Annotated in this window: 18 protein-coding genes; 14 read left to right on the plus strand and 4 right to left on the minus strand. The window is 68.8% G+C overall.

All coding sequences use genetic code 11. The annotated features are described in order from the left end of the window. Nucleotides 1–23: 23 nt before the first annotated feature. The 14 genes from KXD97_RS21640 to KXD97_RS21705 all read left to right on the plus strand — a co-directional run bounded on the left by KXD97_RS21640 (nucleotide 24) and on the right by KXD97_RS21705 (nucleotide 18,039). Nucleotides 24–1,550: an anthranilate synthase component I gene (locus KXD97_RS21640; protein WP_260752277.1), complete on the plus strand. Its 1,527-nt coding sequence runs from the start codon at nucleotides 24–26 to the stop codon at nucleotides 1,548–1,550. Further along, the gene (locus KXD97_RS21645; RefSeq protein WP_260752279.1) at nucleotides 1,547–2,125 is read left to right on the plus strand and encodes a TIGR02234 family membrane protein; all 579 of its coding nucleotides are present in this window, start codon (nucleotides 1,547–1,549) and stop codon (nucleotides 2,123–2,125) included. Before KXD97_RS21640 ends, KXD97_RS21645 begins: the two co-directional genes overlap by 4 nt. Before the next feature lie 72 nt (nucleotides 2,126–2,197). Further along, a complete protein-coding gene (gene trpC / locus KXD97_RS21650; protein ID WP_260752281.1) occupies nucleotides 2,198–3,016 on the plus strand; it encodes an indole-3-glycerol phosphate synthase TrpC in 819 nt (272 codons plus the stop codon). Continuing rightward, complete coding sequence (trpB, locus tag KXD97_RS21655; RefSeq protein ID WP_260752282.1) at nucleotides 3,017–4,279, plus strand: tryptophan synthase subunit beta; 1,263 nt, start codon at nucleotides 3,017–3,019, stop codon at nucleotides 4,277–4,279. It begins immediately after the preceding gene. After that, complete coding sequence (trpA, locus tag KXD97_RS21660) at nucleotides 4,276–5,064, plus strand: tryptophan synthase subunit alpha (RefSeq protein ID WP_260752283.1); 789 nt, start codon at nucleotides 4,276–4,278, stop codon at nucleotides 5,062–5,064. Before trpB ends, trpA begins: the two co-directional genes overlap by 4 nt. After that, nucleotides 5,061–7,748, plus strand: coding sequence for a prolipoprotein diacylglyceryl transferase (lgt, locus tag KXD97_RS21665; RefSeq protein ID WP_260752284.1), 2,688 nt, complete (start codon nucleotides 5,061–5,063; stop codon nucleotides 7,746–7,748). Before trpA ends, lgt begins: the two co-directional genes overlap by 4 nt. Nucleotides 7,749–7,900: 152 nt before the next feature. After that, nucleotides 7,901–8,191, plus strand: a complete 291-nt coding sequence (locus KXD97_RS21670) for a hypothetical protein (protein WP_260752285.1) — start codon at nucleotides 7,901–7,903, stop codon at nucleotides 8,189–8,191. A 179-nt stretch (nucleotides 8,192–8,370) separates the two neighbouring features. Beyond that, complete coding sequence (locus tag KXD97_RS21675; RefSeq protein ID WP_260752286.1) at nucleotides 8,371–8,613, plus strand: hypothetical protein; 243 nt, start codon at nucleotides 8,371–8,373, stop codon at nucleotides 8,611–8,613. Between the two features lie 112 nt (nucleotides 8,614–8,725). Next, nucleotides 8,726–9,154 (plus strand): TM2 domain-containing protein, encoded by a 429-nt coding sequence (locus tag KXD97_RS21680; protein ID WP_260752289.1) that lies wholly within the window; start codon nucleotides 8,726–8,728, stop codon nucleotides 9,152–9,154. Further along, nucleotides 9,144–9,557 carry a DUF2752 domain-containing protein gene (locus tag KXD97_RS21685; RefSeq protein WP_260752290.1) on the plus strand — a complete coding sequence of 138 codons (414 nt, stop codon included), beginning with the start codon at nucleotides 9,144–9,146 and terminating at the stop codon, nucleotides 9,555–9,557. The genes KXD97_RS21680 and KXD97_RS21685 overlap by 11 nt, the downstream gene beginning before the upstream one ends. 79 nt (nucleotides 9,558–9,636) lie before the next feature. After that, nucleotides 9,637–14,193: a glutamate synthase large subunit gene (gene gltB, locus KXD97_RS21690; protein ID WP_260758099.1), complete on the plus strand. Its 4,557-nt coding sequence runs from the start codon at nucleotides 9,637–9,639 to the stop codon at nucleotides 14,191–14,193. Then, on the plus strand, nucleotides 14,186–15,694 hold the full coding sequence (locus KXD97_RS21695) for a glutamate synthase subunit beta (RefSeq protein ID WP_260752291.1): 1,509 nt from the start codon (nucleotides 14,186–14,188) through the stop codon (nucleotides 15,692–15,694). The genes gltB and KXD97_RS21695 overlap by 8 nt, the downstream gene beginning before the upstream one ends. Before the next feature lie 27 nt (nucleotides 15,695–15,721). Beyond that, nucleotides 15,722–17,140: a pyruvate kinase gene (gene pyk, locus KXD97_RS21700; protein WP_260752295.1), complete on the plus strand. Its 1,419-nt coding sequence runs from the start codon at nucleotides 15,722–15,724 to the stop codon at nucleotides 17,138–17,140. A gap of 17 nt (nucleotides 17,141–17,157) precedes the next feature. After that, nucleotides 17,158–18,039: an acyl-CoA thioesterase II gene (locus KXD97_RS21705; protein WP_260752296.1), complete on the plus strand. Its 882-nt coding sequence runs from the start codon at nucleotides 17,158–17,160 to the stop codon at nucleotides 18,037–18,039. Here KXD97_RS21705 and KXD97_RS21710 read toward each other — a convergent pair. From KXD97_RS21710 to cydB, 4 genes are read right to left on the minus strand one after another with little or no spacing between them, the layout of a single operon-like run. Then, nucleotides 18,023–18,529, minus strand: a complete 507-nt coding sequence (locus KXD97_RS21710) for a DUF4190 domain-containing protein (protein WP_260752299.1) — start codon at nucleotides 18,527–18,529, stop codon at nucleotides 18,023–18,025. The two genes, KXD97_RS21705 and KXD97_RS21710, sit on opposite strands and share 17 nt — an antisense overlap. Then, a complete protein-coding gene (locus KXD97_RS21715) occupies nucleotides 18,526–20,004 on the minus strand; it encodes an ATP-binding cassette domain-containing protein (RefSeq protein ID WP_260758100.1) in 1,479 nt (492 codons plus the stop codon). Before KXD97_RS21715 ends, KXD97_RS21710 begins: the two co-directional genes overlap by 4 nt. Beyond that, nucleotides 19,991–21,610, minus strand: a complete 1,620-nt coding sequence (cydD, locus tag KXD97_RS21720) for a thiol reductant ABC exporter subunit CydD (RefSeq protein WP_260758101.1) — start codon at nucleotides 21,608–21,610, stop codon at nucleotides 19,991–19,993. The genes KXD97_RS21715 and cydD overlap by 14 nt, the downstream gene beginning before the upstream one ends. Continuing rightward, nucleotides 21,607–22,647: a cytochrome d ubiquinol oxidase subunit II gene (cydB, locus tag KXD97_RS21725; RefSeq protein WP_260752300.1), complete on the minus strand. Its 1,041-nt coding sequence runs from the start codon at nucleotides 22,645–22,647 to the stop codon at nucleotides 21,607–21,609. The genes cydD and cydB overlap by 4 nt, the downstream gene beginning before the upstream one ends. Nucleotides 22,648–22,655: the final 8 nt, after the last annotated feature.

Consider the following 22,655-nt stretch of genomic DNA (forward strand, 5'->3'; position numbering starts at 1 on the left):
CGTACTTCTGGGACAATCTCTGCGTGCAGACGACCGCCACCCTGAGCGCGACGACCACGCGTGAGGACTTCCGGGCGCTGGCCGCCGAGCACCGGGTGGTCCCGGTGACCCGCAAGGTGCTCGCCGACAGCGAGACGCCGCTTTCGGCGTACCGCAAACTCGCCGCCAACCGGCCCGGCACGTTCCTCCTCGAGTCCGCCGAGAACGGGCGGTCGTGGTCGCGGTGGTCGTTCATCGGCGCCGGTGCGCCGTCGGCGCTGACGGTCCGCGACGGCGAGGCCGTGTGGCTGGGCGCCGTCCCGCAGGACGCGCCGTCGGGCGGTGACCCGCTGCAGGCGCTGCGCGCGACGCTGACACTGCTGGAGACCGCGCCGCTGCCGGGTCTGCCGCCGCTGTCGTCGGGCCTGGTCGGGTTCTTCGCTTATGACATGGTGCGCCGTCTGGAGCGGCTGCCGGAGTTGACCGTCGACGACCTCGGGCTGCCCGACATGATGCTGCTGCTGGCTACCGACATCGCCGCGGTGGATCATCATGAGGGCACGATCACGCTGGTGGCCAATGCGGTGAACTGGAACGGCACCGACGAACGCGTCGACTGGGCCTATGACGACGCCGTGACCCGGCTGGACGTGATGACCGCGGCACTGGCCGAACCCCTGTCGTCGACCGTCGCGACCTTCGGCCGGCCGGCGCCCGTGCACCGGGCCCAGCGCACCGTCGAGGAATACACCGCGATCGTCGACAAGCTCGTCGGCGACATCGAGGCCGGCGAGGCGTTCCAGGTGGTGCCGTCGCAGCGGTTCGAGATGGACACCTCCGCCGACCCCCTCGACGTGTACCGGATGCTGCGGGTCACCAATCCCAGCCCGTACATGTATCTGCTCAACGTTCCCGATGAGCTTGGGGGACTGGACTTTTCGATCGTGGGGTCGAGTCCGGAAGCGCTGGTCACCGTCAAGGACGGCCGCGCCACCACTCACCCGATCGCCGGCACACGCTGGCGCGGCGACACCGAGGAGGAAGACCTCCTGCTGGAGAAGGAGCTGCTCTCCGACGACAAGGAGCGCTCCGAGCACCTGATGCTCGTCGATCTCGGCCGCAACGATCTGGGGCGGGTCTGCCTGCCGGGCACGGTCAAGGTGGAGGATTACAGCCACATCGAGCGCTACAGCCACGTCATGCACCTGGTCTCGACGGTCACCGGGTTACTGGCCGACGGCAAGACCGCGCTGGACGCGGTGACCGCCTGCTTCCCGGCCGGGACGCTGTCCGGCGCACCCAAGGTACGGGCGATGGAGCTCATCGAGGAGGTCGAGAAGACCCGGCGCGGCCTGTACGGCGGGGTGCTCGGCTACCTCGACTTCGCCGGCAACGCCGACTTCGCGATCGCGATCCGCACCGCGCTGATGCGCGGCGGCACCGCCTACGTGCAGGCCGGTGGTGGCGTCGTCGCCGACTCCAACGGGCCCTACGAGTACAACGAGGCCTCCAACAAGGCCCGTGCGGTGCTGGCGGCGATCGCGGCGGCCGAGACGTTGAGCGAGCCGTGACGCGCATCGCGCAGTTGCTCCTGGTGCTCGCCGCGGCGGGCCTGTGGGGGGCGTCCCGGCTGACATGGGTGCAGATCACCTCCTTCGACGGCTTGGGGCAGCCGAAGGCCACCGACCTGGCCGGGTCGACGTGGTCGACGGCGCTGATCCCGCTGGCCCTGCTGGTGCTCGCCGCTGCCGTCGCGGCGCTCGCCGTACGCGGCTGGGCGCTGAGGGTGCTGGCCGTGCTGGTGGCGGCAGCGAGCGCGGGAATGGGATACCTGGCGATCAGCCTGTGGGTCATGGCCGACGACGCGGCGCGGGCGGCGCGGCTGGCCGAGGTGCCGGTGGCCGACCTGCTCGATACCGAGCGGCACTACACCGGCGCCGTGATCACGCTGGTCGCCGCGGTGCTGTCGCTGTCCGGCGCGGTGCTGCTGATGCGCTCGGCGACCCACCGGCGCGCCGAGGCGGTGCGCTACTCACGCCGCCCGGCCCAGCCCGAGGATGGTGACGCGGACATGTCGGAGCGGATGATGTGGGACGCGCTCGACGAGGGCCGCGACCCGACCAATCCGGACAACCAGGGGCGGTGACGAAGCATGGCTCGGTTGCGACTACCCTTCATAACGAATCGAACGGCCGTCAGGGGAAGGGAAACGACGCCTATGGGTTCGGCGACCGTGCTCGACTCCATCATCGAGGGGGTGCGCGCTGACGTTGCCGCTCGCGAAGCCGTCGTCAGCTTGGACGAGGTGAAGGAGCGAGCCCAGCGCGCTCCGGCTCCGCTTGACGTGATGGCGGCGCTGCGTTCCCCCGGTATCGCGGTGATCGCAGAGGTCAAACGTGCCAGCCCGTCGCGCGGCGAGCTGGCCCAGATCGGCGATCCCGCCGAACTCGCCCGCGCCTACGAGGACGGCGGTGCGCGGGTCATCAGCGTGCTGACCGAGCAGCGGCGCTTCAACGGGTCGCTCGACGACCTCGACGCGGTGCGGGCCGCGGTGTCGATTCCCGTACTGCGCAAGGACTTTATCGTCCGTCCCTACCAGATCCACGAGGCCCGGGCCCACGGTGCGGACATGTTGCTGTTGATCGTCGCGGCGCTGGAGCAACCTGTGCTGGAGTCGCTCCTGGAGCGCACCGAGTCCCTGGGCATGACCGCCCTGGTGGAGGTGCACACCGAGGAGGAGGCCGACCGCGCGCTGCAGGCCGGGGCCTCGGTGATCGGGGTGAACGCCCGCAACCTCAAGACCCTGGAGGTCGACCGGGACTGCTTTGCCCGGATCGCCCCTGGATTGCCGAGCAAGGTGATCCGCGTCGCCGAGTCGGGAGTGCGGGGCACCGCCGACCTGCTCGCCTACGCCGGTGCCGGCGCCGACGCGGTGCTGGTCGGGGAGGGCCTGGTCACCAGCGGGGATCCGCGCAGTGCTGTTGCCGACCTGGTGACTGCCGGTACCCATCCGTCGTGCCCGAAGCCAGCGCGTTAAGTGGTTGATTTCGCCGGGCCGGAACTGCCGCGCGCCAGCGCCGCGGTCGCCGAGCCCACGTCCCACGACCCCGACGAACGAGGGCACTTCGGTGTCTATGGCGGCAGGTACGTTCCTGAGGCACTGATGGCCGTCATCGAGGAGGTGACCGCCGCCTACGAGAAGGCCCGCGGTGACCAGGCATTCCTCGATGAACTCGACAGGCTGCAACGCCACTACACCGGGCGGCCCTCGCCGGTGTACGAGGCCGAGCGGCTCAGCGAGCACGCCGGTGGAGCGCGCATCTTCCTGAAGCGGGAAGACCTCAACCACACCGGATCCCACAAGATCAACAACGTGCTGGGGCAGGCCCTGCTGGCCAAGCAGATGGGCAAGACCCGGGTCATCGCCGAAACCGGCGCCGGCCAGCACGGCGTGGCCACCGCGACGGCGTGCGCCTTGATGGGACTGGAATGCGTCATCTACATGGGTGCGGTGGACACCGCGCGGCAGGCGCTCAACGTGGCACGGATGCGGCTGCTCGGCGCGTCGGTGGTCGCGGTGGAGTCGGGTTCCAAGACGCTGAAGGACGCGATCAACGAGACGTTCCGTGACTGGGTCACCAACGCGGACAACACCTACTACTGCTTTGGGACGGCCGCCGGACCCCACCCCTTCCCGATGATGGTGCGCGACTTCCAGCGGGTGATCGGTCTCGAGGCTCGCGCCCAGATGCTCGACCAGGCCGGCCGGCTGCCTGACGCGGTGGCCGCGTGCGTGGGCGGCGGGTCCAATGCGATCGGCATCTTCCACGCGTTCATCGACGACCCCTGTGTGCAGCTGTACGGCTTCGAAGCCGCCGGAGACGGTGTCGAAACGGGTAGGCACGCCGCGACATTCACCGGCGGCTCACCGGGAGCCTTCCAGGGTTCGTACTCCTACCTGTTGCAGGACGAGGACGGCCAGACCATCGAATCCCACTCGATTTCAGCCGGTCTGGACTATCCCGGCGTCGGGCCCGAGCATGCGTTGCTCAAGGATTTGGGACGCGCGCAGTACCGCCCCGTCACCGACACCGAGGCGATGGACGCACTCTCGCTGCTGAGCCGCACCGAGGGGATCATCCCGGCGATAGAGTCCGCGCATGCGGTGGCCGGGACGCTGAAGCTGGGCCAAGAGCTGGGATCCGGGTCGATCATTCTGGTCAATCTGTCCGGTCGCGGCGACAAAGACGTCGAGACGGCCGCCAAGTGGTTCGGTCTGATGGAGGACGGGACGGCATGAGTCGCCTGGCCGGGTTGTTCGAATCCTGCCGCGCCGACGGCCGGTCGGCGCTGATCGGTTATCTACCGACAGGTTTCCCCGACGTCGATTCGTCGATCGCGGCGATGGTCGCTCTGGTCGAATCAGGTTGTGACATCGTCGAAGTCGGTGTCGCGTATTCCGACCCGGGGATGGACGGGCCCACGATCGCCGCGGCGACGGAGGTGGCGCTGCGCGGCGGTGTGCGGGTGTACGACGCGCTGCGTGCGGTCGAGGCGATCAGCGACGCGGGCGGTCGCGCCGTGGTGATGACCTACTGGAACCCGGTGCTGCGCAAGGGCGTTGATACGTTCGCCCGCGACCTGGCCTCGGCAGGCGGGCTCGGCATGATCACGCCGGACCTGATCCCGGACGAGGCGGGGGAGTGGTTGGCGGCTTCGGAGGCCCACGACCTGGATCGGATTTTCCTGGTGGCGCCGTCATCGACGCCGGAGCGGCTGGCCACGACCGTGCACGCGTCGCGCGGGTTCGTCTACGCCGCCTCGACGATGGGCGTCACCGGCGCTCGGGATGCGGTGTCGAACGCCGCGCCGGAGCTGGTGCGCCGGGTCAAGGCCGTGGCCGACATTCCGGTGGGCGTCGGGCTGGGGGTGCGCTCACGCGAGCAGGCGGCCGAGATCGGCGCTTACGCCGACGGGGTGATCGTCGGTTCAGCCCTGGTGTCGGCCCTCAAGGAGGGCATCCCGGCGGTGCGGGCGCTCACCGAAGAGCTCGCTGACGGTGTGCGACAGAGGATCACTGCGTGACGACAACGGTCCTGGCGTTCATCCCCAGTCCGTCTCAGGGGGTCTGGCATCTAGGGCCGTTCCCCGTCCGCGCGTACGCGCTGTTCATCATCGCCGGCATCATCGCCGCGCTCGTGATCGGCGACCGGCGATGGGTGGCCCGCGGCGGTGAACCCGGCGTCGTCTACGACGTGGCGTTGTGGGCGGTGCCGTTCGGCCTGATCGGCGGACGCCTCTACCACGTGATGACCGACTGGCGAACGTACTTCGGTGAAGACGGTGTGGGCGCCATGGCCGCGCTGCGGATCTGGGACGGTGGTCTCGGTATCTGGGGTGCGGTGGCGCTCGGCGGTGTCGGCGCGTGGATCGCGTGCCGACGACGGGGCATACCGCTGCCCGCGTTCGGTGACGCGATCGCGCCGGGAATCGTTTTGGCACAGGGGATCGGGCGCCTCGGCAATTACTTCAACCAGGAACTGTACGGCCGTGAGACCACGCTGCCGTGGGGACTGGAGATCTACGAGCGGGTGAACGCGGCCGGCGTGCCGGATTCGCTCAACGGGGTGTCGACCGGTGAGCTGGTCCAGGTCGTGCATCCCACCTTCCTGTACGAGTTGCTGTGGAACCTGCTTGTGTTCGCGGTGCTGATCGTCGTCGACCGCCGGTTCAAGATCGGCCACGGTCGGCTGTTCGCGCTGTATGTGGCGGGGTACTGCGTCGGCCGGTTCTGGATCGAGCTGATGCGCAGCGACACCGCGACCGAACTGGCCGGCATCCGGATCAATTCGTTTACCTCGACGTTCATCTTCATCGGTGCCGTCGTGTACATCATGGTCGCGCCGAAGGGTCGTGAAGACCCGGCCACACTGCGCGGCCACGCCGCCGCCGAGGCCGGCGTCGAGGACCGGGCGAAGGATCTGGCTGTCGCCTCGGCCGTCGGGATCGTCGCCGCGGCGAAGGTCGCCGACGAGGACGAGGCCACGGCGTCGGCGCAGGAGGACGCAGAGTTGGAAGCCTTGGTCGCCGAGTTGGAAGCCGCCGAGCCGGAGGATCGGAGCGCCGCCGCGTCCGCGGGTCTCGGGGCGGTGGAGGGCGATGAGGTCGCCGAGGCTGTCGCGGAGGCGCCGGAGGCTCATGCGGCTGCCGTCGAGGGTGAGGCGGAGGCCGAGCTGTTGGCGGCCCGGGCTGACTCCGACAGTTCGGAAGCAGCTGAAGAAGGTCTCGAGGGTGTCGACGCCGTGGAGGTCGCCGAGGTCGATGTCGACTCGGTGATGGAGCCTCATGAGGCGGCTGAGGGTGAGGCGCAGGCTGACGAGTCGATCGTCGAGATCGAGGGTGAGTCACAGGCCGAGGCCGAGGCTGAGACCGTCGGTGTGGGTTCGGTGGAGTCCGATGAGGTGGCTGGGGCTGTCGCCCAGGCGTCGGAGGCTCATGAGGCCGCGGTTGTGGGTGTGGCCGATGCTGAGGCGTTGGTCGATGAGGCTGAGGCCGAGGCTGAGGCGTGGGTCGATGAGGCTGAGGCCGATGCTGAGGCGTTGGTTGAGGATGAGGCCGACGCTGAGGGTGGCGGTGTAGCCGAGCTGGTTTCCGAGGAGACTGAGCCGGAGGCCGAGGCTGAGGCGTGGGTCGATGAGGCTGAGGCCGATGCTGAGGCGTTGGTCGAGGATGAGGCCGACGCTGAGGGTGGCGGTGTAGCCGAGCAGGTTTCCGAGGAGACTGAGCCGGAGGCCGAGGCTGAGGCGTGGGTCGATGCGGCTGAGGCCGATGCTGAGGCGTTGGTCGAGGATGAGGCCGACGCTGAGGGTGGCGGTGTAGCCGAGCTGGTTTCCGAGGAGACTGAGCCGGAGGCCGAGGCTGAGGCGTGGGTCGATGAGGCTGAGGCCGATGCCGAGGCGTTGGTCGAGGATGAGGCCGACGCTGAGGGTGGCGGTGCAGCCGACCAGGTTTCCGAGCAGGCTGAGTCACAGGCCGAGGCCGATGCTGAGACCGTCGGTGTGGGTTCGGTGGAGTCCGATGAGGTGGCTGGGGCTGTCGCCCAGGCGTCGGAAGCTCATGAGGCCGCGGTTGTGGCTGAGGCCGATGCTGAGGCGTTGGTCGAGGATGAGGCCGACGCTGAGGGTGGCGGTGTAGCCGAGCTGGTTTCCGAGGAGACTGAGCCGGAGGCCGAGGCTGAGGCGTGGGTCGATGAGGCTGAGGCCGATGCCGAGGCGTTGGTCGAGGATGAGGCCGACGCTGAGGGTGGCGGTGTAGCCGAGCTGGTTTCCGAGGAGACTGAGCCGGAGGCCGAGGCTGAGACCGTCGGTGTGGGTTCGGTGGAGTCCGATGAGGTGGCTGGGGCTGTGGCCCAGGCGTCGGAAGCTCATGAGGCTGCGGTCGAGGGTGAGGCCGATGCTCAGGGTGCCGGTGTAGCCGAGCAGGTTTCCGATATGGGCGAAGTCGCAGAAGGCGACACCGAAACCGGACTTGCTGGGGAACCGGAGGACGCCGAGACCCAGGCCGAGGCCAGCGCCGAAGTGGCTGAAGGCGACGCCGAGTCGGTCCCGCAACCGGCGGATTCTTTTGGAGCAGAAGCGAAGCCAGAATCCACCCCCGACGAGCCGGAGGTCGCGCGGCGCCCTTCTCCCGCCCAATCGTTCGCCGGCACAGTCCGATCCGAGGTTGCGGGCCGAGTCCGTGAGTGGATTCGGCGTCGCCGCGATCGCTGACCGTCCGTCGGCGGTGCCACGGTAACCGGGCCGGGAAACCCGAAGGCCGCAAAATTCAGATGGTCACGCGGTAGCGTCGTAAGTTGCTGGCAGGGTCGCCGACCTGCCCGACGATCGGCGAACCCCTGGCGAGGTGGTGACGGGAGACAACCATGAAGCGCTGTATCGTCGGAGCATCGGCTGCCCTGCTGATACCCGTCGGGCTCATCGCCTCAGCACCGCCCGCCGGTGCCGGTTGTCTGTACGGAGGACCCGTTATCAGCAAGTGCGATGGACCTGTCCAATCCGACGGCACCTGGCAACGCTGCGTGGCAGTGGCCCGCTTGGTGCCCAGCGGTTTCAGTTCGCATCTGGTGCCCGAGAAGCACTGCGGCCTGATGGGTCCCGGCCATTACACCCCGGATCTGGCGTTCGCCGACCCACCGACGCACATCAACGACTGAACGGCGGCCCAGCCTATTCGCCAGCCGGTCCGGTCGCGACCGAAACCGTTGTCCTGGTGTGATTCGCGATGGCGGTGACACCCACCCAGCACCACCACCCCCATCTCCAGATCCCGTGGTCAGCGGGGTCACATCCGGACCTGATCGGAGTAGACTGATCGCTGCGATCGGAGCAGGTCATGACCACAAAATTGCCTCTTGAGCTGGCGTGGATTCTGGCGTTGGGCATCGGGGTGCTGTTGTCCGCTTCTCAGGCGAACGCGATACCGCAGTGCGTCAACACAGCCCCAAACACCACGCAGTGCCAAACCAACGGTAGTTCGCAGATCACCACGCAACCCGGCCCCTGGACGTACAACTACGGTTGGCCCGGATGGGGCTGGGGGTTCGGTTGGCCCGTGTTCGGGTTCGGTTTCGGCTGACGCACCCGCACGTCGGGCCGCGTAAGTCGGCCCGACGGTGGAGCGCGCCCGCGGGCGGCAACGCCCGCACCGCCACCTGCTGAGAGGTGGTGGGCTCTGGCATGCTGGTGTGATGACCGAGCCCCCGTACAGCGGTAACGACAGCGGAAATCCGCACACACCACCACCGTCGCAGCCGGGCTATGCGACACCGGGACCGCAGTACGCACCCCCTCCCGGAGGCTATCCGCCGCCCGTGGGCGGTTATTCGGCCGGATACCCCGACCCTGCCGCACCGTGGGGCCGCCACCCGATCACCGGCGAACCGCTGTCGGACAAATCCAAGGTAGTAGGCGGGCTGCTGCAGCTGCTCGGCCTTGTCGGGCTGGTCGGCATCGGCCGCATCTATCTGGGCTACACGAAGCTTGGCGTCATCCAGCTCGTCGTGGGGCTACTCACGTGCGGCATCGTCGCCATCATCTGGGGCATCGTCGACGCAGTCCTCATCCTCACCGACAAGGTGCGCGATCCGGAGGGGCGTCCGCTGCGCGATGGGACCTAGCTCCACCTCACCCACCCGTCACCGACTGCTGGTCGGGCTCGGCGCCGCGACCGCGGCCGCCGGCGCGCTCGCCTACATCGGCATCGGTGACCCGCACAGCCCGACGTTTGTGTTTCCGCCGTGCCCGTTCCAAGCTCTGACCGGGTGGAACTGTCCGGCCTGCGGTGGGCTGCGCATGACCCACGATCTGCTGCACGGTGATCTGGCAGCGGCGTTCGTCGACAACGCCTTCATCCTCATCGGTGCGCCGCTGCTCCTGGCCTGGGTTCTGCTGCGCCGTCGCCACGGCAGGCCCGCCTTCACCATGCCCACCTACGTGGTCGTCATCACAGCGGTCCTGGCGTGGACGGTGGTCCGCAATCTGCCTGGATTCCCGCTGGTCCCGACGGTTCTCGACGGGTAGCTCTGCTGCGGCGCTGATACACTCGACCGACGGGCCGGTGCAGTCCCTGATTCGAATTCAGGACTGGAGGCCGGTGTCCATGCTCTATTCGGCTTTGCCCGAACCCCAAGGTTTGTACGACCCCGACAACGAGGTGGATTCCTGCGGGGTGGCCATGGTGGCCGACATCCAGGGCCGCCGTTCACACTCGATCGTCGCGGACGGTCTGATCGCGTTGGAACACCTTGAGCACCGCGGCGCTGCAGGCGCCGAAGCCAGCAGCGGCGACGGTGCCGGCATCCTGATCCAGCTACCCGTCGAGCTGCTGCGTGAGGTCGCCGACTTCCCGCTGCCAGAACCCGCCGCCGACGGGGCCAACACCTTCGCCGCAGGCATGTGTTTTCTGCCGCAGGACCACAGCGCCCGCGAAAGCGCCCGCGAGACCGTCGAAGCCATCGCCGCCGACGAGGGCCTCGAGGTGCTCGGCTGGCGCGAGGTGCCCGTCGATCCTGCCGGAGCCGAGCTGGGTTCCACGGCGGTCAACTGCATGCCGCACATGGCGCAGCTGTTCGTCACCGCGCCCGCCCGTGGCGGGGTCCGGCCGGCCGGGCTCGAACTCGACCGGCTGGTGTATCCGGTGCGCAAACGCGCTGAACGTGACGGCGTGTACTTTCCGTCACTGTCCAGCCGCACCATGGTCTACAAAGGGATGCTGACCACACTGCAGCTGCCGCAGTTCTTTTCCGACCTCCGCGACCAACGCTGTGTCAGCGCGATCGCCATCGTGCACAGCCGCTTCTCCACCAACACGTTCCCGTCCTGGCCGCTGGCCCACCCGTTCCGCTTCGTCGCCCACAACGGTGAGATCAACACCGTGCGCGGGAACCGCAACCGCATGCACGCCCGCGAAGCCAAGCTCGCCAGCGCCACCATCCCCGGCGACCTGAGCAGGCTGTCGCCGATCTGCACGCCCGGCGCCTCCGACTCCGCGTCTTTCGACGACGTCCTGGAGCTGCTCCACCTCGGCGGCCGCAGCCTGCCCCATGCCGTGCTGATGATGATCCCTGAAGCGTGGGAGAACACCACCACGATGGAACCGCCCGAGCGTGCCTTCTGGCAGTTCCACGCATCCCTGATGGAGCCTTGGGACGGGCCCGCCTGTGTCACCTTCACCGATGGCACGCTCGTCGGAGCAGTATTGGACCGCAACGGATTACGGCCCGGACGGTGGTGGCGGACCATCGACGACCGCATCATCCTGGCCAGTGAGGCCGGTGTGCTCGACGTGCCGTCGGCCGAGATCGTCGCCAAGGGCCGGCTGCAGCCCGGCAAGATGTTCCTGATCGACACCGCCGCGGGGCGCATCGTCTCCGACGATGAGATCAAAGAAGAACTCGCCGCCGCCGAACCCTACGGCGAATGGCTGCATGCCGGTCTGCTGGATCTGAAGACGCTGCCCGACCGCGCCCGGGTGCATCCCAACCACGAATCGGTGGTCCGCCGGCAGGTCAGTTTCGGCTACACCGAGGAGGATCTGCGAATTCTGTTGACCCCGATGGCCGCCTCGGGCGCCGAGCCGCTGGGGTCGATGGGCACCGACACGCCCGCCGCTGTGCTGTCGCAGCGGTCGAAGCTGCTCTACGACTACTTCGTCGAACTGTTCGCCCAGGTGACCAACCCGCCGCTGGACGCGATCCGCGAGGAGATCGTGACATCGATGGCCCGAGTGATGGGGCCCGAGCAGAACCTGCTGGAACCGTCGGCAGCGTCCTGCCGCCAGATCCGGCTCAGCTGGCCGGTTCTGGACAACGACGAGCTCAACAAGATCGTCCACATCAACGACGACGGTGAACATCCCGGCCTGCGCACCGCGGTGCTGCGGGCGCTCTACGACGTCGAACGCGGCGGTGAGGGGCTGGCCGACGCGCTGGAGGACCTGCGCCTGCGCGCCAGCGACGCCATCGCCAAGGGCGCACGCACACTGGTGATTTCAGACCGGGACTCCGACCACACCAAGGCGCCGATCCCGTCGCTGCTGGCGGTGTCGGCCGTGCACCACCACCTTGTGCGCACCAAGGAACGCACCACCGTCGCGCTGGTCGTCGAGACCGGTGACGCCCGCGAGGTCCATCACATCGCGATGCTGATCGGCTTCGGCGCGGCCGCGGTCAACCCGTATCTGGCGTTCGAGTCCATCGAGGATCTCATCCGCGAAGGTGAGCTCACCGGGATCGAACCGGTCACCGCGGTGCGCAACTATCTCAAAGCGCTCGGCAAGGGTGTGATGAAGGTGATGAGCAAGATGGGCATCTCGACGGTCGCCTCCTATACCGCCGCACAGGCGTTCGAAGCCATCGGTATCGACAAGAACGTCATCGACGAGTACTTCACCGGCACGCCCACCCAGCTCGGCGGCGTCGGTCTCGACGTCATCGCCGAGGAGGTGAAGCTGCGGCACCGCCGCGCCTACCCGGAGAACCCGACCGAGCGGGTGCACCGGCGGTTGGAGGTCGGCGGTGAGTACGCGTTCCGCCGCGAGGGCGAGCTGCATCTGTTCAGCCCGGAAGTGGTTTTCCTGCTTCAGCATTCGACGCGCACCGGCCGCTACGAGGTGTTCGAGAAGTACTCCGCCGAGGTAGACCGGCTGGCCCGCGAGGGGGGAGCACTGCGCGGCCTGTTCGAATTCAAGAAGGGGATGCGGCCCGAGGTCCCGCTCGAAGAGGTGGAATCCGTCGACTCCATCGTCACCCGCTTCAACACCGGTGCGATGAGCTACGGGTCGATCTCGGCCGAGGCCCACGAGACGATGGCCGTGGCGATGAACAACCTCGGTGGCCGGTCCAATTCCGGCGAGGGCGGCGAGGACGCCGAGAGGCTCTACGACCCGAACCGGCGCAGTGCCGTCAAGCAGGTCGCATCGGGCCGGTTCGGTGTCACCAGCGACTACCTGGTCAACGCGACCGACATCCAGATAAAGATGGCGCAGGGTGCCAAACCCGGTGAGGGCGGCCAGCTTCCGGGATACAAGGTGTATCCGAACATCGCCAAGACCCGGCACTCGACGCCCGGCGTGGGGCTGATCTCCCCGCCGCCGCACCACGACATCTACTCGATCGAGGACCTTGCGCAGCTGATCCACGACCTCAAGAACGCCAACGCCGACGCGCGCATCCACGTCAAGCTGGTGAGCTCGGTCGGCGTCGGGACGGTCGCCGCCGGTGTGTCCAAGGCGCACGCGGACGTGGTGCTGATCTCCGGCTACGACGGCGGCACCGGTGCTGCGCCGTTGACCAGCCTCAAACACGCCGGTGCGCCTTGGGAGATCGGCTTGGCCGACACTCAGCAGACCCTGATGCTCAACGGTCTGCGCGACCGCATCACCGTCCAGTGCGACGGCGGCATGCGCACCGCCCGCGACGTCATGGTCGCGATGCTGCTCGGCGCCGAGGAGTACGGGTTCGCCACCGCGCCGTTGGTGGTGTCGGGATGCATCATGATGCGGGTCTGCCACCTCGACACCTGCCCGGTCGGGGTCGCGACGCAGAACCCCGAACTACGGAAGCGATATACCGGCAAGCCCGAATTCGTGGAGAACTTCTTCCGGTTCATCGCCGAGGACATCCGTCGGTATCTGGCCGAGCTCGGTTTCCGCAGTGTCGACGAGGCGGTCGGGCACGCCGAGATGCTCGACACCGCCGAAGGCGTCGCCCACTGGAAGAGCAAGGGTTTGGACCTGTCGCCGATCTTCGCGGTGCCCGCCGACGCTCACACCGGCCGGCCCGCCGCCCGGCGCCGGGTCCGCGACCAGTACCACGCACTCGATCAGGCCCTGGACCAGACCCTGATCCAACTGGCCGAAGGCGCCCTCGAGGACGCGCACCCGGTGCGCCTGGAATTGCCCGTCCGCAACGTCAACCGGACCGTCGGAACCCTGCTGGGCAGCGAGATCACCCGACGTTACGGTGCCCAGGGACTGCCCGAGGACACCGTGCACATCACCCTGACCGGGTCCGCGGGACAGTCCCTGGGCGCGTTCCTGCCGCCCGGGGTCACACTGGAGCTCGTCGGGGACGCCAACGACTACGTCGGCAAAGGTCTTTCGGGCGGCAAGATCATCGTCAAACCGCAGGACGACGTGCTGTTCCTGCCGGAGGACAACGTGATCGCCGGCAACACGCTGCTGTTCGGGGCGACGTCCGGTGAGCTGTACCTGCGCGGCCGGGTGGGGGAGCGCTTCGCGGCACGGAACTCGGGTGCGCTGACCGTCGTCGAGGGCGTCGGCGACCACGCCTGCGAGTACATGACCGGCGGCCGGGTGGTGGTGCTGGGCAAGGTGGGCCGCAACATGGCGGCGGGCATGTCGGGCGGCATTGCGTTCGTGCTCGGCCTCGACCCGAAGCGGGTCAACACCGACATGGTGGAGCTGCAGCGGCTCGAACCGGAGGATCTCGCGTGGCTGCACGATGTCGTCAACCGGCACGCGCGGTACACCGGCAGCGCCGTCGCGACCTCGTTGCTGTCCGATTGGCCCAGGCGCAGCGCCCAATTCACCAAGATCATGCCGCGCGATTATCAGCGCGTGCTGCAAGCGACCCGGATGGCGAAGGCCGAGGGTCGCGATGTCGACTCTGCGATCATGGAGGCCAGCCGTGGCTGATCCGCACGGATTTCTCGAAGTCGCCAAGGTGGAGGCCGCCAAGCGGCCGGTCGACGAACGGGTCGGGGACTGGCGCGAGGTCTACGAACGTCAGGATCCGCACCAGCGCGCCGGCGAGGTGTCCCAGCAGGCCCGGCGCTGCATGGACTGCGGAATTCCGTTCTGCCACTCCGGAACTGCCGGCTGTCCGCTCGGGAACCTGATCCCCGAGTGGAACGACCTGGTGCGCCGCGGCCGGTGGGACGCAGCCAGCGACCGGCTGCATGCGACCAACAACTTCCCGGAGTTCACCGGCCGGCTGTGTCCGGCTCCGTGCGAGGCCGCCTGCGTGCTGTCGATATCCGAGGAGCACACCGGCGGCAGCGTCACGATCAAACGCATCGAGCAGACCATCGCCGACCAGGCCTGGATGGACGGCATGGTCGAGCCTCAACCCGCGGCGATCTCCACCGGAAAGAAGGTGGCGGTCGTCGGGTCCGGTCCGGCCGGACTGGCTGCCGCACAACAGCTCACCCGGGCCGGTCACGACGTCACCGTGTACGAGCGCGACGACCGCATCGGCGGGTTGATGCGCTACGGCATCCCCGAATACAAGCTGGAGAAGTCCACGCTGAACCAACGGCTGGCCCAGATGCGCGCGGAGGGGACCCGTTTCGTCACCGAATGCGAAGTGGGAGTGGACCTTCCGGTGGAACAGCTGAGGGCCCAGCATGACGCTGTCGTGCTCGCGGTCGGCGCGCTGCGGGCCCGGGACAACGACGTCGAGGGGCGCGGCCTCCACGGTGTGCATCTGGCGATGGAGCACCTGGTCCCGGCCAACCGGGAGTGTGAGGGCGACGGACCGAGCCAGATCAGCGCCGAGGGCAGGCATGTGGTCATCATCGGCGGCGGTGACACCGGGGCCGATTGCCTCGGCACCGCGCATCGGCAGGGCGCCACGTCGGTGACTCAGCTGGACTACAACCCCGAACCGCCCGAGTATCGCGACGAGTCGCGGTCGCCGTGGCCGACGTGGCCGATCGTGCTGCGCACCCGGTTGTCTCCGGCGCATGCCGAGGGCGGGCACCGGCGCTACGAGGTGGCGGTGCAGCGGTTCCTCGGCGACGATCGCGGCAACCTGCGAGCGATCGAGATCGCCGAGGTGAAGGTCGAGCGCGACGAGACGGGACGCCGGCACATCGTTCCGGTCGGCGACGCCTTGGAGATACCGTGCGACCTCGCGTTGCTGGCCATCGGGTTCGACGGGGTCGAGCGCATGACGCTGCTCGACGAACTCGGTCTGTCGCTGAACCGGCGCGGCACCCTCTCGTGCGGATCGGACTGGCAGACCGACGCACCCGGGGTGTTCGTCTGCGGCGACGCCCATCGCGGCGCGTCGCTGATCGTGTGGGCGATCGCCGAAGGTCGCAGTGCGGCGCACGCCGTGGACGCCTATCTGATGGGTGACTCGGATCTCCCGGCGCCGGTCCGGCCCGGTGCGCTGCCGCTGGCCGTCATCTGAATCGATCAACGACTATGCTCGGTAGCCGTGAATAGACGCGGGAAGATCGTCTGTACGTTGGGTCCGGCCACCGCCTCCGACGAGGCCGTCAGGCAACTCGTCGAGTCCGGGATGGACGTCGCCCGGCTCAATTTCAGCCACGGTGAGTACTCCGATCACGAAGCGAACTACAAGCGTGTCCGTGCCGCGTCCGACGCCACCGGGCGGGCCGTCGGAATCCTCGCCGACCTGCAGGGGCCGAAGATCCGGCTCGGCAGGTTCGCCGACGGACCCACCGTGTGGGCCAACGGCGAGACCGTCCGGATCACCACCGAGGACTTCCTCGGCAACCACGACCGGGTCTCCACCACCTACAAGCGGCTGGCCCAGGACGCCCGCCCCGGCGACCGGGTCCTCGTCGACGACGGCAACGTCGGTCTGGTCGTCGAGCACATCGACGGCACCGACGTGGTCTGCACCGTCACCGAGGGCGGCAAAGTCAGCAACAACAAGGGCATGTCCCTGCCCGGCATGAACGTCTCGGCGCCCGCGCTGTCGGAGAAGGACATCGACGATCTCGAGTTCGCGCTGCGCCTGGGCGTCGACCTGGTCGCGCTGTCGTTCGTGCGCTCGCCCGCCGACGTCGAACTGGTCCACGAGGTGATGGACCGTGTCGGCCGGCGGGTCCCGGTGATCGCGAAACTGGAGAAGCCCGAGGCCATCGACAACCTCGAAGCCATCGTGCTGGCGTTCGACGCGATCATGGTCGCCCGCGGTGACCTCGGCGTGGAGCTGCCGCTGGAGGAAGTTCCGCTGGTCCAGAAGCGCGCGATCCAGATGGCGAGGGAGAACGCCAAACCCGTCATCGTGGCCACGCAGATGCTGGAGTCGATGATCGAGAACTCACGGCCCACCCGGGCGGAGGCGTCCGACGTCGCCAACGCGGTGCTCGACGGCGCCGACGCGGTGATGCTGTCGGGGGAGACCTCGGTGGGTAAGTTCCCGTTCGAGACGGTGCGCACCATGGCGCGCATCATCTCCGCGGTCGAGGAGAACTCGGTGGCGGCGCCGCCGCTGACCCACGTGCCCCGCACCAAGCGAGGGGTGATCTCCTACGCCGCGCGCGACATCGGTGAACGCCTGGACGCGAAGGCACTCGTCGCCTTCACCCAGTCCGGCGACACCGTGCGCCGGCTGGCCCGGCTGCACACGCCGCTGCCGGTGCTGGCGTTCACCGCGCTGCCCGAGGTGCGCAGCCAGTTGGCGCTGACCTGGGGCACCGAGACGTTCATCGTCCCGCACATCGACACCACCGACGGAATGATCCGCCAGGTCGACCAGTCGATGCTCAACCTCGGCCGCTACAAGCGGGGCGACCTGGTGGTCATCGTCGCGGGTGCGCCGCCCGGCACAGTAGGCTCCACGAATCTGATCCACGTCCACCGCATCGGGGAGGACGACGTCTAGCCGCCGAGGGAGTGTCTGTGTCGCCACATGCCGACTTCGAGGAGCTGCTGGCGATACTCCACCTGGACCGGCTTGATGACGACACCTTCGTCGGCGTCCACCCGAGCAAGAACCCGGTCCGAACCTTCGGCGGGCAGATGATGGCGCAGGCGTTCGTGGCCGCCAGCCGCAGCCTGAACCATCCCACGCCCCCGAGCGCGCTGTCGGTGCACTTCATCGCTGGTGGTGATCCGGAGCAGGATCTGGAGTTCCGGGTGGTGCGGTTGCGCGACGAGCGGCGTTTCGCAAACCGCCGCGTCGACGTGATGCAGAAGGGCGAGCTGCTGACCACCGCGATGGTGTCCTACCTGGCCGGCGGAAAGGGTCTCGAACACGGCGTGGAGCCGCCGCCACCGACCGACCCGCTGTCGGTGCCGCCCATCGACGATCTGTTGCGCGGTTACGAGCAGGTGGTTCCGCATTTCGCCAACGCGTTGCGTCCCATCGAATGGCGGTACACCAACGACCCCGCCTGGATCATGCGGGACAAGGGTGACAAGCTCACCCACAACCGGGTGTGGATGAAGGCCCAGGGGGTACTGCCCGACGACCCCGTGCTGCACGCCGCGGCGATGGTGTACTCATCCGACACCACGGTGCTCGACTCGATCATCACCACCCACGGATTGTCGTGGGGACACGACCGGATCTTCGCGGTCACCACCAACCATTCGGTGTGGTTTCACCGGCCGGTGCGGTTCGACGACTGGGTGCTGTACTCGACGACCTCCCCGGTGGCCGCGGAGTCCCGGGGGCTGGGCAGCGGCCACTTCTTCGACCGTTCGGGTCAGCCGCTGGCCACGGTCGTGCAGGAAGGCATTGTCAAGTACTTCCCCGGGCGGGCTACGGCGTCGGAGTGACGGTGACGGAGAAGGACTCCTCGACCCGCTCGGTGAACTCGTCGGCACACCGCTGCACGGCCTCCTGATCGGACCCGGCCCGCTGCAGGCAGTCGACGTAGTCGCCGCCACCGAGGTCGTTGAACAGCGCGACCCCCAACGTCGCATAGATCACGACCAGGACGAGCCCGGCGACGATCGACACGGCGCCCAGCACGATGCCGGCCAGGGCGACGCCGCCGTTGGTGGCCTCACCTCGCTTGACCCGGCCCCGGGCGACGAAGCCGAGCACGATCGCAGCGATGCCGAGCAGCACGCCGCCGGCGACCGTCCAGCACAGCAGCAGACCGACGATGGCCAGCACCAGCGCCGCGGTGCCCAGACCGTTCTTCGGGGCCGCCGGCGTCGGCGGGTACCCGCCGTATCCGCCATAGCCGCCGTACCCACCGTAGGGCTGCGGCGGATAGCCGCCGGGGTAGCTGCCGGGCGGAGGAGGCGGCGGTTCGCTCATGCCGGTGAGATTACCGTCACAGGGACGTCCCGGGGCAGATGATGAGTGGCGACGACGACCGTGCGGCCGGAGTCGAACATCGCCCCCGGCGTGAGGATGTCGGTCAGCATCCGGTCGGCGTCGGCCGCGTCGAGGTGCTCGGTCGGTTCGTCGAGAAGGATCGTCGGGGCGGTGGACACCAGCGCTCGGGCAAGCAGCAACCGCCGGCGCTGCCCGGCCGAGACCGCGGCGGCGCCGCCGACGAGTACTGTCGACAGCCCCTCAGGCAACCCGTCGAGCCACGCACTCAAACCGACGCGCCGCAACGCATCCCGCAGCTCATCGTCGGTCGCGTCCCCGCGTGCCACGAGCAGGTTGTCGCGCACCGTGGTGGAGAACAGGTGGGCATCTTCGGCGAAGAACACCCCCGGTGTCTGCATCAGCAGGGTGGTCTTGCCGCTGCCGCTCGGCCCGACCACCGCGACGCGCTCGCCGGGCTTCAGGCGCAACGGGGCGACGACGGGCCTGCTGCGGTCGCCGTCTGCGGGTTCGGTGAGAGCGAGCAGACGCCGGGCGGCGATGCGCCCCCGGGTCAACGCCACGGCGGCGCCCGGCAACGCTGCGGTCGCCTCGAACGCCGCCAACGGCACCAGCATCAGGATCGCGAGGGTGGTGGGCGCGACGGTGCCCGCCAATGAGATTCCGGCGAACAGAGCCCCCAGCACGCTGACCCCGACGGCGGCGGTCGGTGCGGCCGCGGCGACGGCCGCCGGTGCCGCGGCCCGGTCGACCGCCCGGCCCCAGCGGCGCTGTTCGGCGCCCGCCTCGGCGATCACGTCGGCGAGTCGGCCGCTGACCCGCAGTTCGGGGGCGTGTTCGAGGGCCAGCATCACCGCGTTGTCGCGCTGTGAATGATGTTCGGTGGCAACGCTTTCCGCAGCTGAAGCGGCGCGGGCGGCCAGTGCCGGCGCCACCGCGCCAGCGATGAGGAGGCAGACCGTCAGCACCGCGGCCGTCGCCGGCGAGATGACGGCGATCACCGCGACGGCGGCCGCCCCCAGAACGGTGGCGACGCCGATCGGGACGACAGCCCGCACCACGACGTCGGACATCTCGTCCACCCCCGCACCGACGCGGGACACCAGTTCGCCGCTGCTGCGCCGCATCACGACGTTCTCCGAGCCGTCGGCCAGCCTGGTGAACAACCGTGCCCGGGCGGTGCCTGCCGCCCGCAGCGCGGTGTCGTGTGAGGCCAGCCGCTCGCAGTACCCCAGCACGCCGCGCGAGATGCCCAGGGCCCTCACGGTGACCGCGGCGACGGTCAGGTGCAGCACCGGCGGCATCTCCCAGGCCCGGGTGATCAGCCACGCCGACACCGCGGTCAACGCCAGCGCGCTGCCGAGTGACAAGGCCCCCAGCAGCACGGCCAGCGCGATTCGTGGCGCCCGCGGGGCCAGCAGAGGCCACGCCTGGACGAGGGGGTCAGGACCGGACACGGTCACCGCCCATGTCCACCACCACATCGCCGATCGCCAGGACGGAGGCGCGATGTCCGACCACGATCACCGTGGCCCCGCCGGCGGCGCGACGCGCGATCGCCTCCAGCACCCGCGCTTCGGTGGGTCCGTCGAGGTGGGCGGTGGGTTCGTCGAACAGAACCAGCGGCGCCCCGGATCCGAGTACCCGGGCCAGTCCGAGTCGCTGCCGCTGCCCGAGCGACAGCCCGACCCCGCCGCGCCCCACCACGGTGTCGAGACCGGCGGGCAGCGTGGCGAGCACCTCGTCCAAACAAGCGTCCCGGCAAGCGGCTTCGAGATCATTCAGCGGGCCGAACAGCTCCAGGTTCTGCCGCACGGTGCCCGGGATCAGCACGGGTCTCTGCGCCAGCCATCCCACCTGCGACCACCACTGCCGCGTATCCAGGTCACCCACGTCGAGGCCGTTGATCTGGATCCGCCCGGCCGTCGGGCGGTCCAGGCCGAGGATCGCCTGTAGCAGCGTGGATTTGCCGATGCCGTTCGGACCGGTCAGTACCGTCACGCGGCCGGGCTGTGCCGTCATCGCCGGGACGTCGACCTCGACGGTGACCGCAGCACCCGGCACCGGCGCGTCTCCGGCAGGCGGCTGCCGGGCGGCGTCGATGAACCGGAACGCCGCCTGCACCGCCGTCTTGCCGTCCTGGGAGGCGTGGAATGCGGCTCCGACCCGGCGCAGCGGCCAGAACACCTCCGGGGCGAGCAGCAGCGCGGTCAGCCCGGCGGTCAAGGTCATCTCACCGAACACCAACCGCATGCCGACCCCGACCGCGACCAGCGCCACCCCGAGCGTGGCCAGCAATTCCAGCACCAGCGCGGACAAGAACGCGATGCGCATCGTGGCCATCGCCGAACGGCGGTGCGCGGCACCCAGTTCGGCGATCCGCTCCGCGGCCCCTTCTGCTCTGCCCAGCGCCCGCAGGGTGGGCAGGCCCGCCACCAGGTCCAGTAGCCGAGACTGCAACGTCGACATCGCCGTCAGCGCCGCTGCCGACCGGTCCGCCGTGGCCAGACCGACTAGGATCATGAACACCGGAATGAGCGGCAGCGCGATCAGCACGATCACGGCGGATTTCCAGTCGTAGAGCGCGATGACCACCGCGGTGGCCGGGGTCAGCACCGCGGCCAGGAACAGCGAGGGCAGGTAGGCGATGAAGTACGCCCGCAACCCGTCGAGTCCCCGGGTGATCACCACCGCGGCGTCGTCGCGGTGGGTGGCGAGCTCGCGCGGCGTCAGCGAGGTGGCCGCCGTCAACACCTGTTCGCTCAGGTCGGCGATGACGGCGCTGGCCCCGTGCTGGGCGAGCCGGCCCTGCTGCCACTGCACCAGGGTGCGAGCCGTCCACAGCGCCGCCAGGGTCGTGATCTGGGCGGCGAGCGCGTCGACGCTGCGGGAGGCCGGGTCGGTGATCACCCGGGCGACCACATCGGCAAGGACGACCGCCGAGGCGATCGTGCACGCCGCGATGAGCACGCCGCAGACCGTGGTGACGGCCAGGAATCGGCGCGTCGCCGTCGAGGCTCGCCACAGTCGCGGGTCGATCGGGGCGCGGGTGGGATCGGTCAGGACGGCCGCCTCGACAGTCCGATGGATTCCGGAATGGCCTCGGCGGTGACGCGTTTGCGGAACACCCAGTAAGACCAGGCCTGGTAACCCAGCACCAGCGGCAGCAGGGTCAGCGACGCCCACGACATGATCTTGAGCGTGTACGGCGTCGAGGACCCGTTGTAGATCGTCACGTTCCAGTCCGGGTTCAGTGTCGACGGCAGCAGATTGGGATACATCGAGCCGAAGATGAGCACTGCCACCGCGGCGATCACGATCACCATGGACACGAATGCGAGCCCCTCACGGCGCTGTCCCCACATCAGGGCCACCGCGGTCAGCAACGCGAGCACCGCGACAGCGAGCGCCCACCAGGTCCAGGTGCGGCCGTAGGCCAGCTGGGTCCACAAGCCGAAGCCGCCGGCGAGCGCGATCGTCGGCACCGACATGATGCGGCCCACGCGGAAGGCGTCCTCGCGCAGGGCGCCCGCGGTGCGCAGCGCGAGGTAGACCGAGCCGTAGAACACGAACAGCGTCGCCGTCGCAAATCCGCCCAGCAAGGTGTACGGGCTGAGCACGTCACCGATGCCGGCATGGGCCTGGCCGTCGGCGTCGATCGGCAAGCCGCGCAACAGAATCGCGAATGCGACACCCCACAGGAACGCGGGTAGCCATGAGCCGAGCGCGATCCCGACGTCGGCCCAGCGCCGCCACTGCGGATCGTTGATCTTGCCGCGCCATTCGATGCCGACGATCCGCAGGATCATGCCGAACAAAATCGCCAGCAGTGGCAGGTACAGCGCCGAGAACAGCGTCGCGTACCAGTTGGGGAACGCGGCGAACATCGCTGCGCCCGCGGTGATCAGCCACACCTCGTTGGCGTCCCAGACCGGGCCGATGGTGTTGAGGACCGCGCGGCGCCGGTTGTCGGGATCGCCGGGCCCCATGGTGCCCATCGGGGCCATCAGCATGCCGACGCCGAAGTCGAAACCCTCGAGCACCAGAAAGCCGAGGAACAGCACGGCGATCAGGACAAACCACAGTTCCTGGAGTCCCATGACAATCT

Source organism: Mycobacterium sp. SMC-8, assembly GCF_025263565.1.
Taxonomy (GTDB): domain Bacteria; phylum Actinomycetota; class Actinomycetes; order Mycobacteriales; family Mycobacteriaceae; genus Mycobacterium.

Bases quoted from the DNA above. Each gene is read 5' to 3' on its own strand.
- gltB (WP_260758099.1), top strand. From the start codon at position 9,637: ATGCTCTATTCGGCTTTGCCCGAACCCCAAGGTTTGTACGACCCCGAC.
- KXD97_RS21670 (WP_260752285.1), top strand. From the start codon at position 7,901: ATGAAGCGCTGTATCGTCGGAGCATCGGCTGCCCTGCTGATACCCGTC.
- cydB (WP_260752300.1), bottom strand. From the start codon at position 22,647: ATGGGACTCCAGGAACTGTGGTTTGTCCTGATCGCCGTGCTGTTCCTC.
- trpA (WP_260752283.1), top strand. From the start codon at position 4,276: ATGAGTCGCCTGGCCGGGTTGTTCGAATCCTGCCGCGCCGACGGCCGG.
- KXD97_RS21675 (WP_260752286.1), top strand. From the start codon at position 8,371: ATGACCACAAAATTGCCTCTTGAGCTGGCGTGGATTCTGGCGTTGGGC.
- trpC (WP_260752281.1), top strand. From the start codon at position 2,198: ATGGGTTCGGCGACCGTGCTCGACTCCATCATCGAGGGGGTGCGCGCT.
- KXD97_RS21680 (WP_260752289.1), top strand. From the start codon at position 8,726: ATGACCGAGCCCCCGTACAGCGGTAACGACAGCGGAAATCCGCACACA.
- KXD97_RS21710 (WP_260752299.1), bottom strand. From the start codon at position 18,529: ATGAGCGAACCGCCGCCTCCTCCGCCCGGCAGCTACCCCGGCGGCTAT.
- KXD97_RS21685 (WP_260752290.1), top strand. From the start codon at position 9,144: ATGGGACCTAGCTCCACCTCACCCACCCGTCACCGACTGCTGGTCGGG.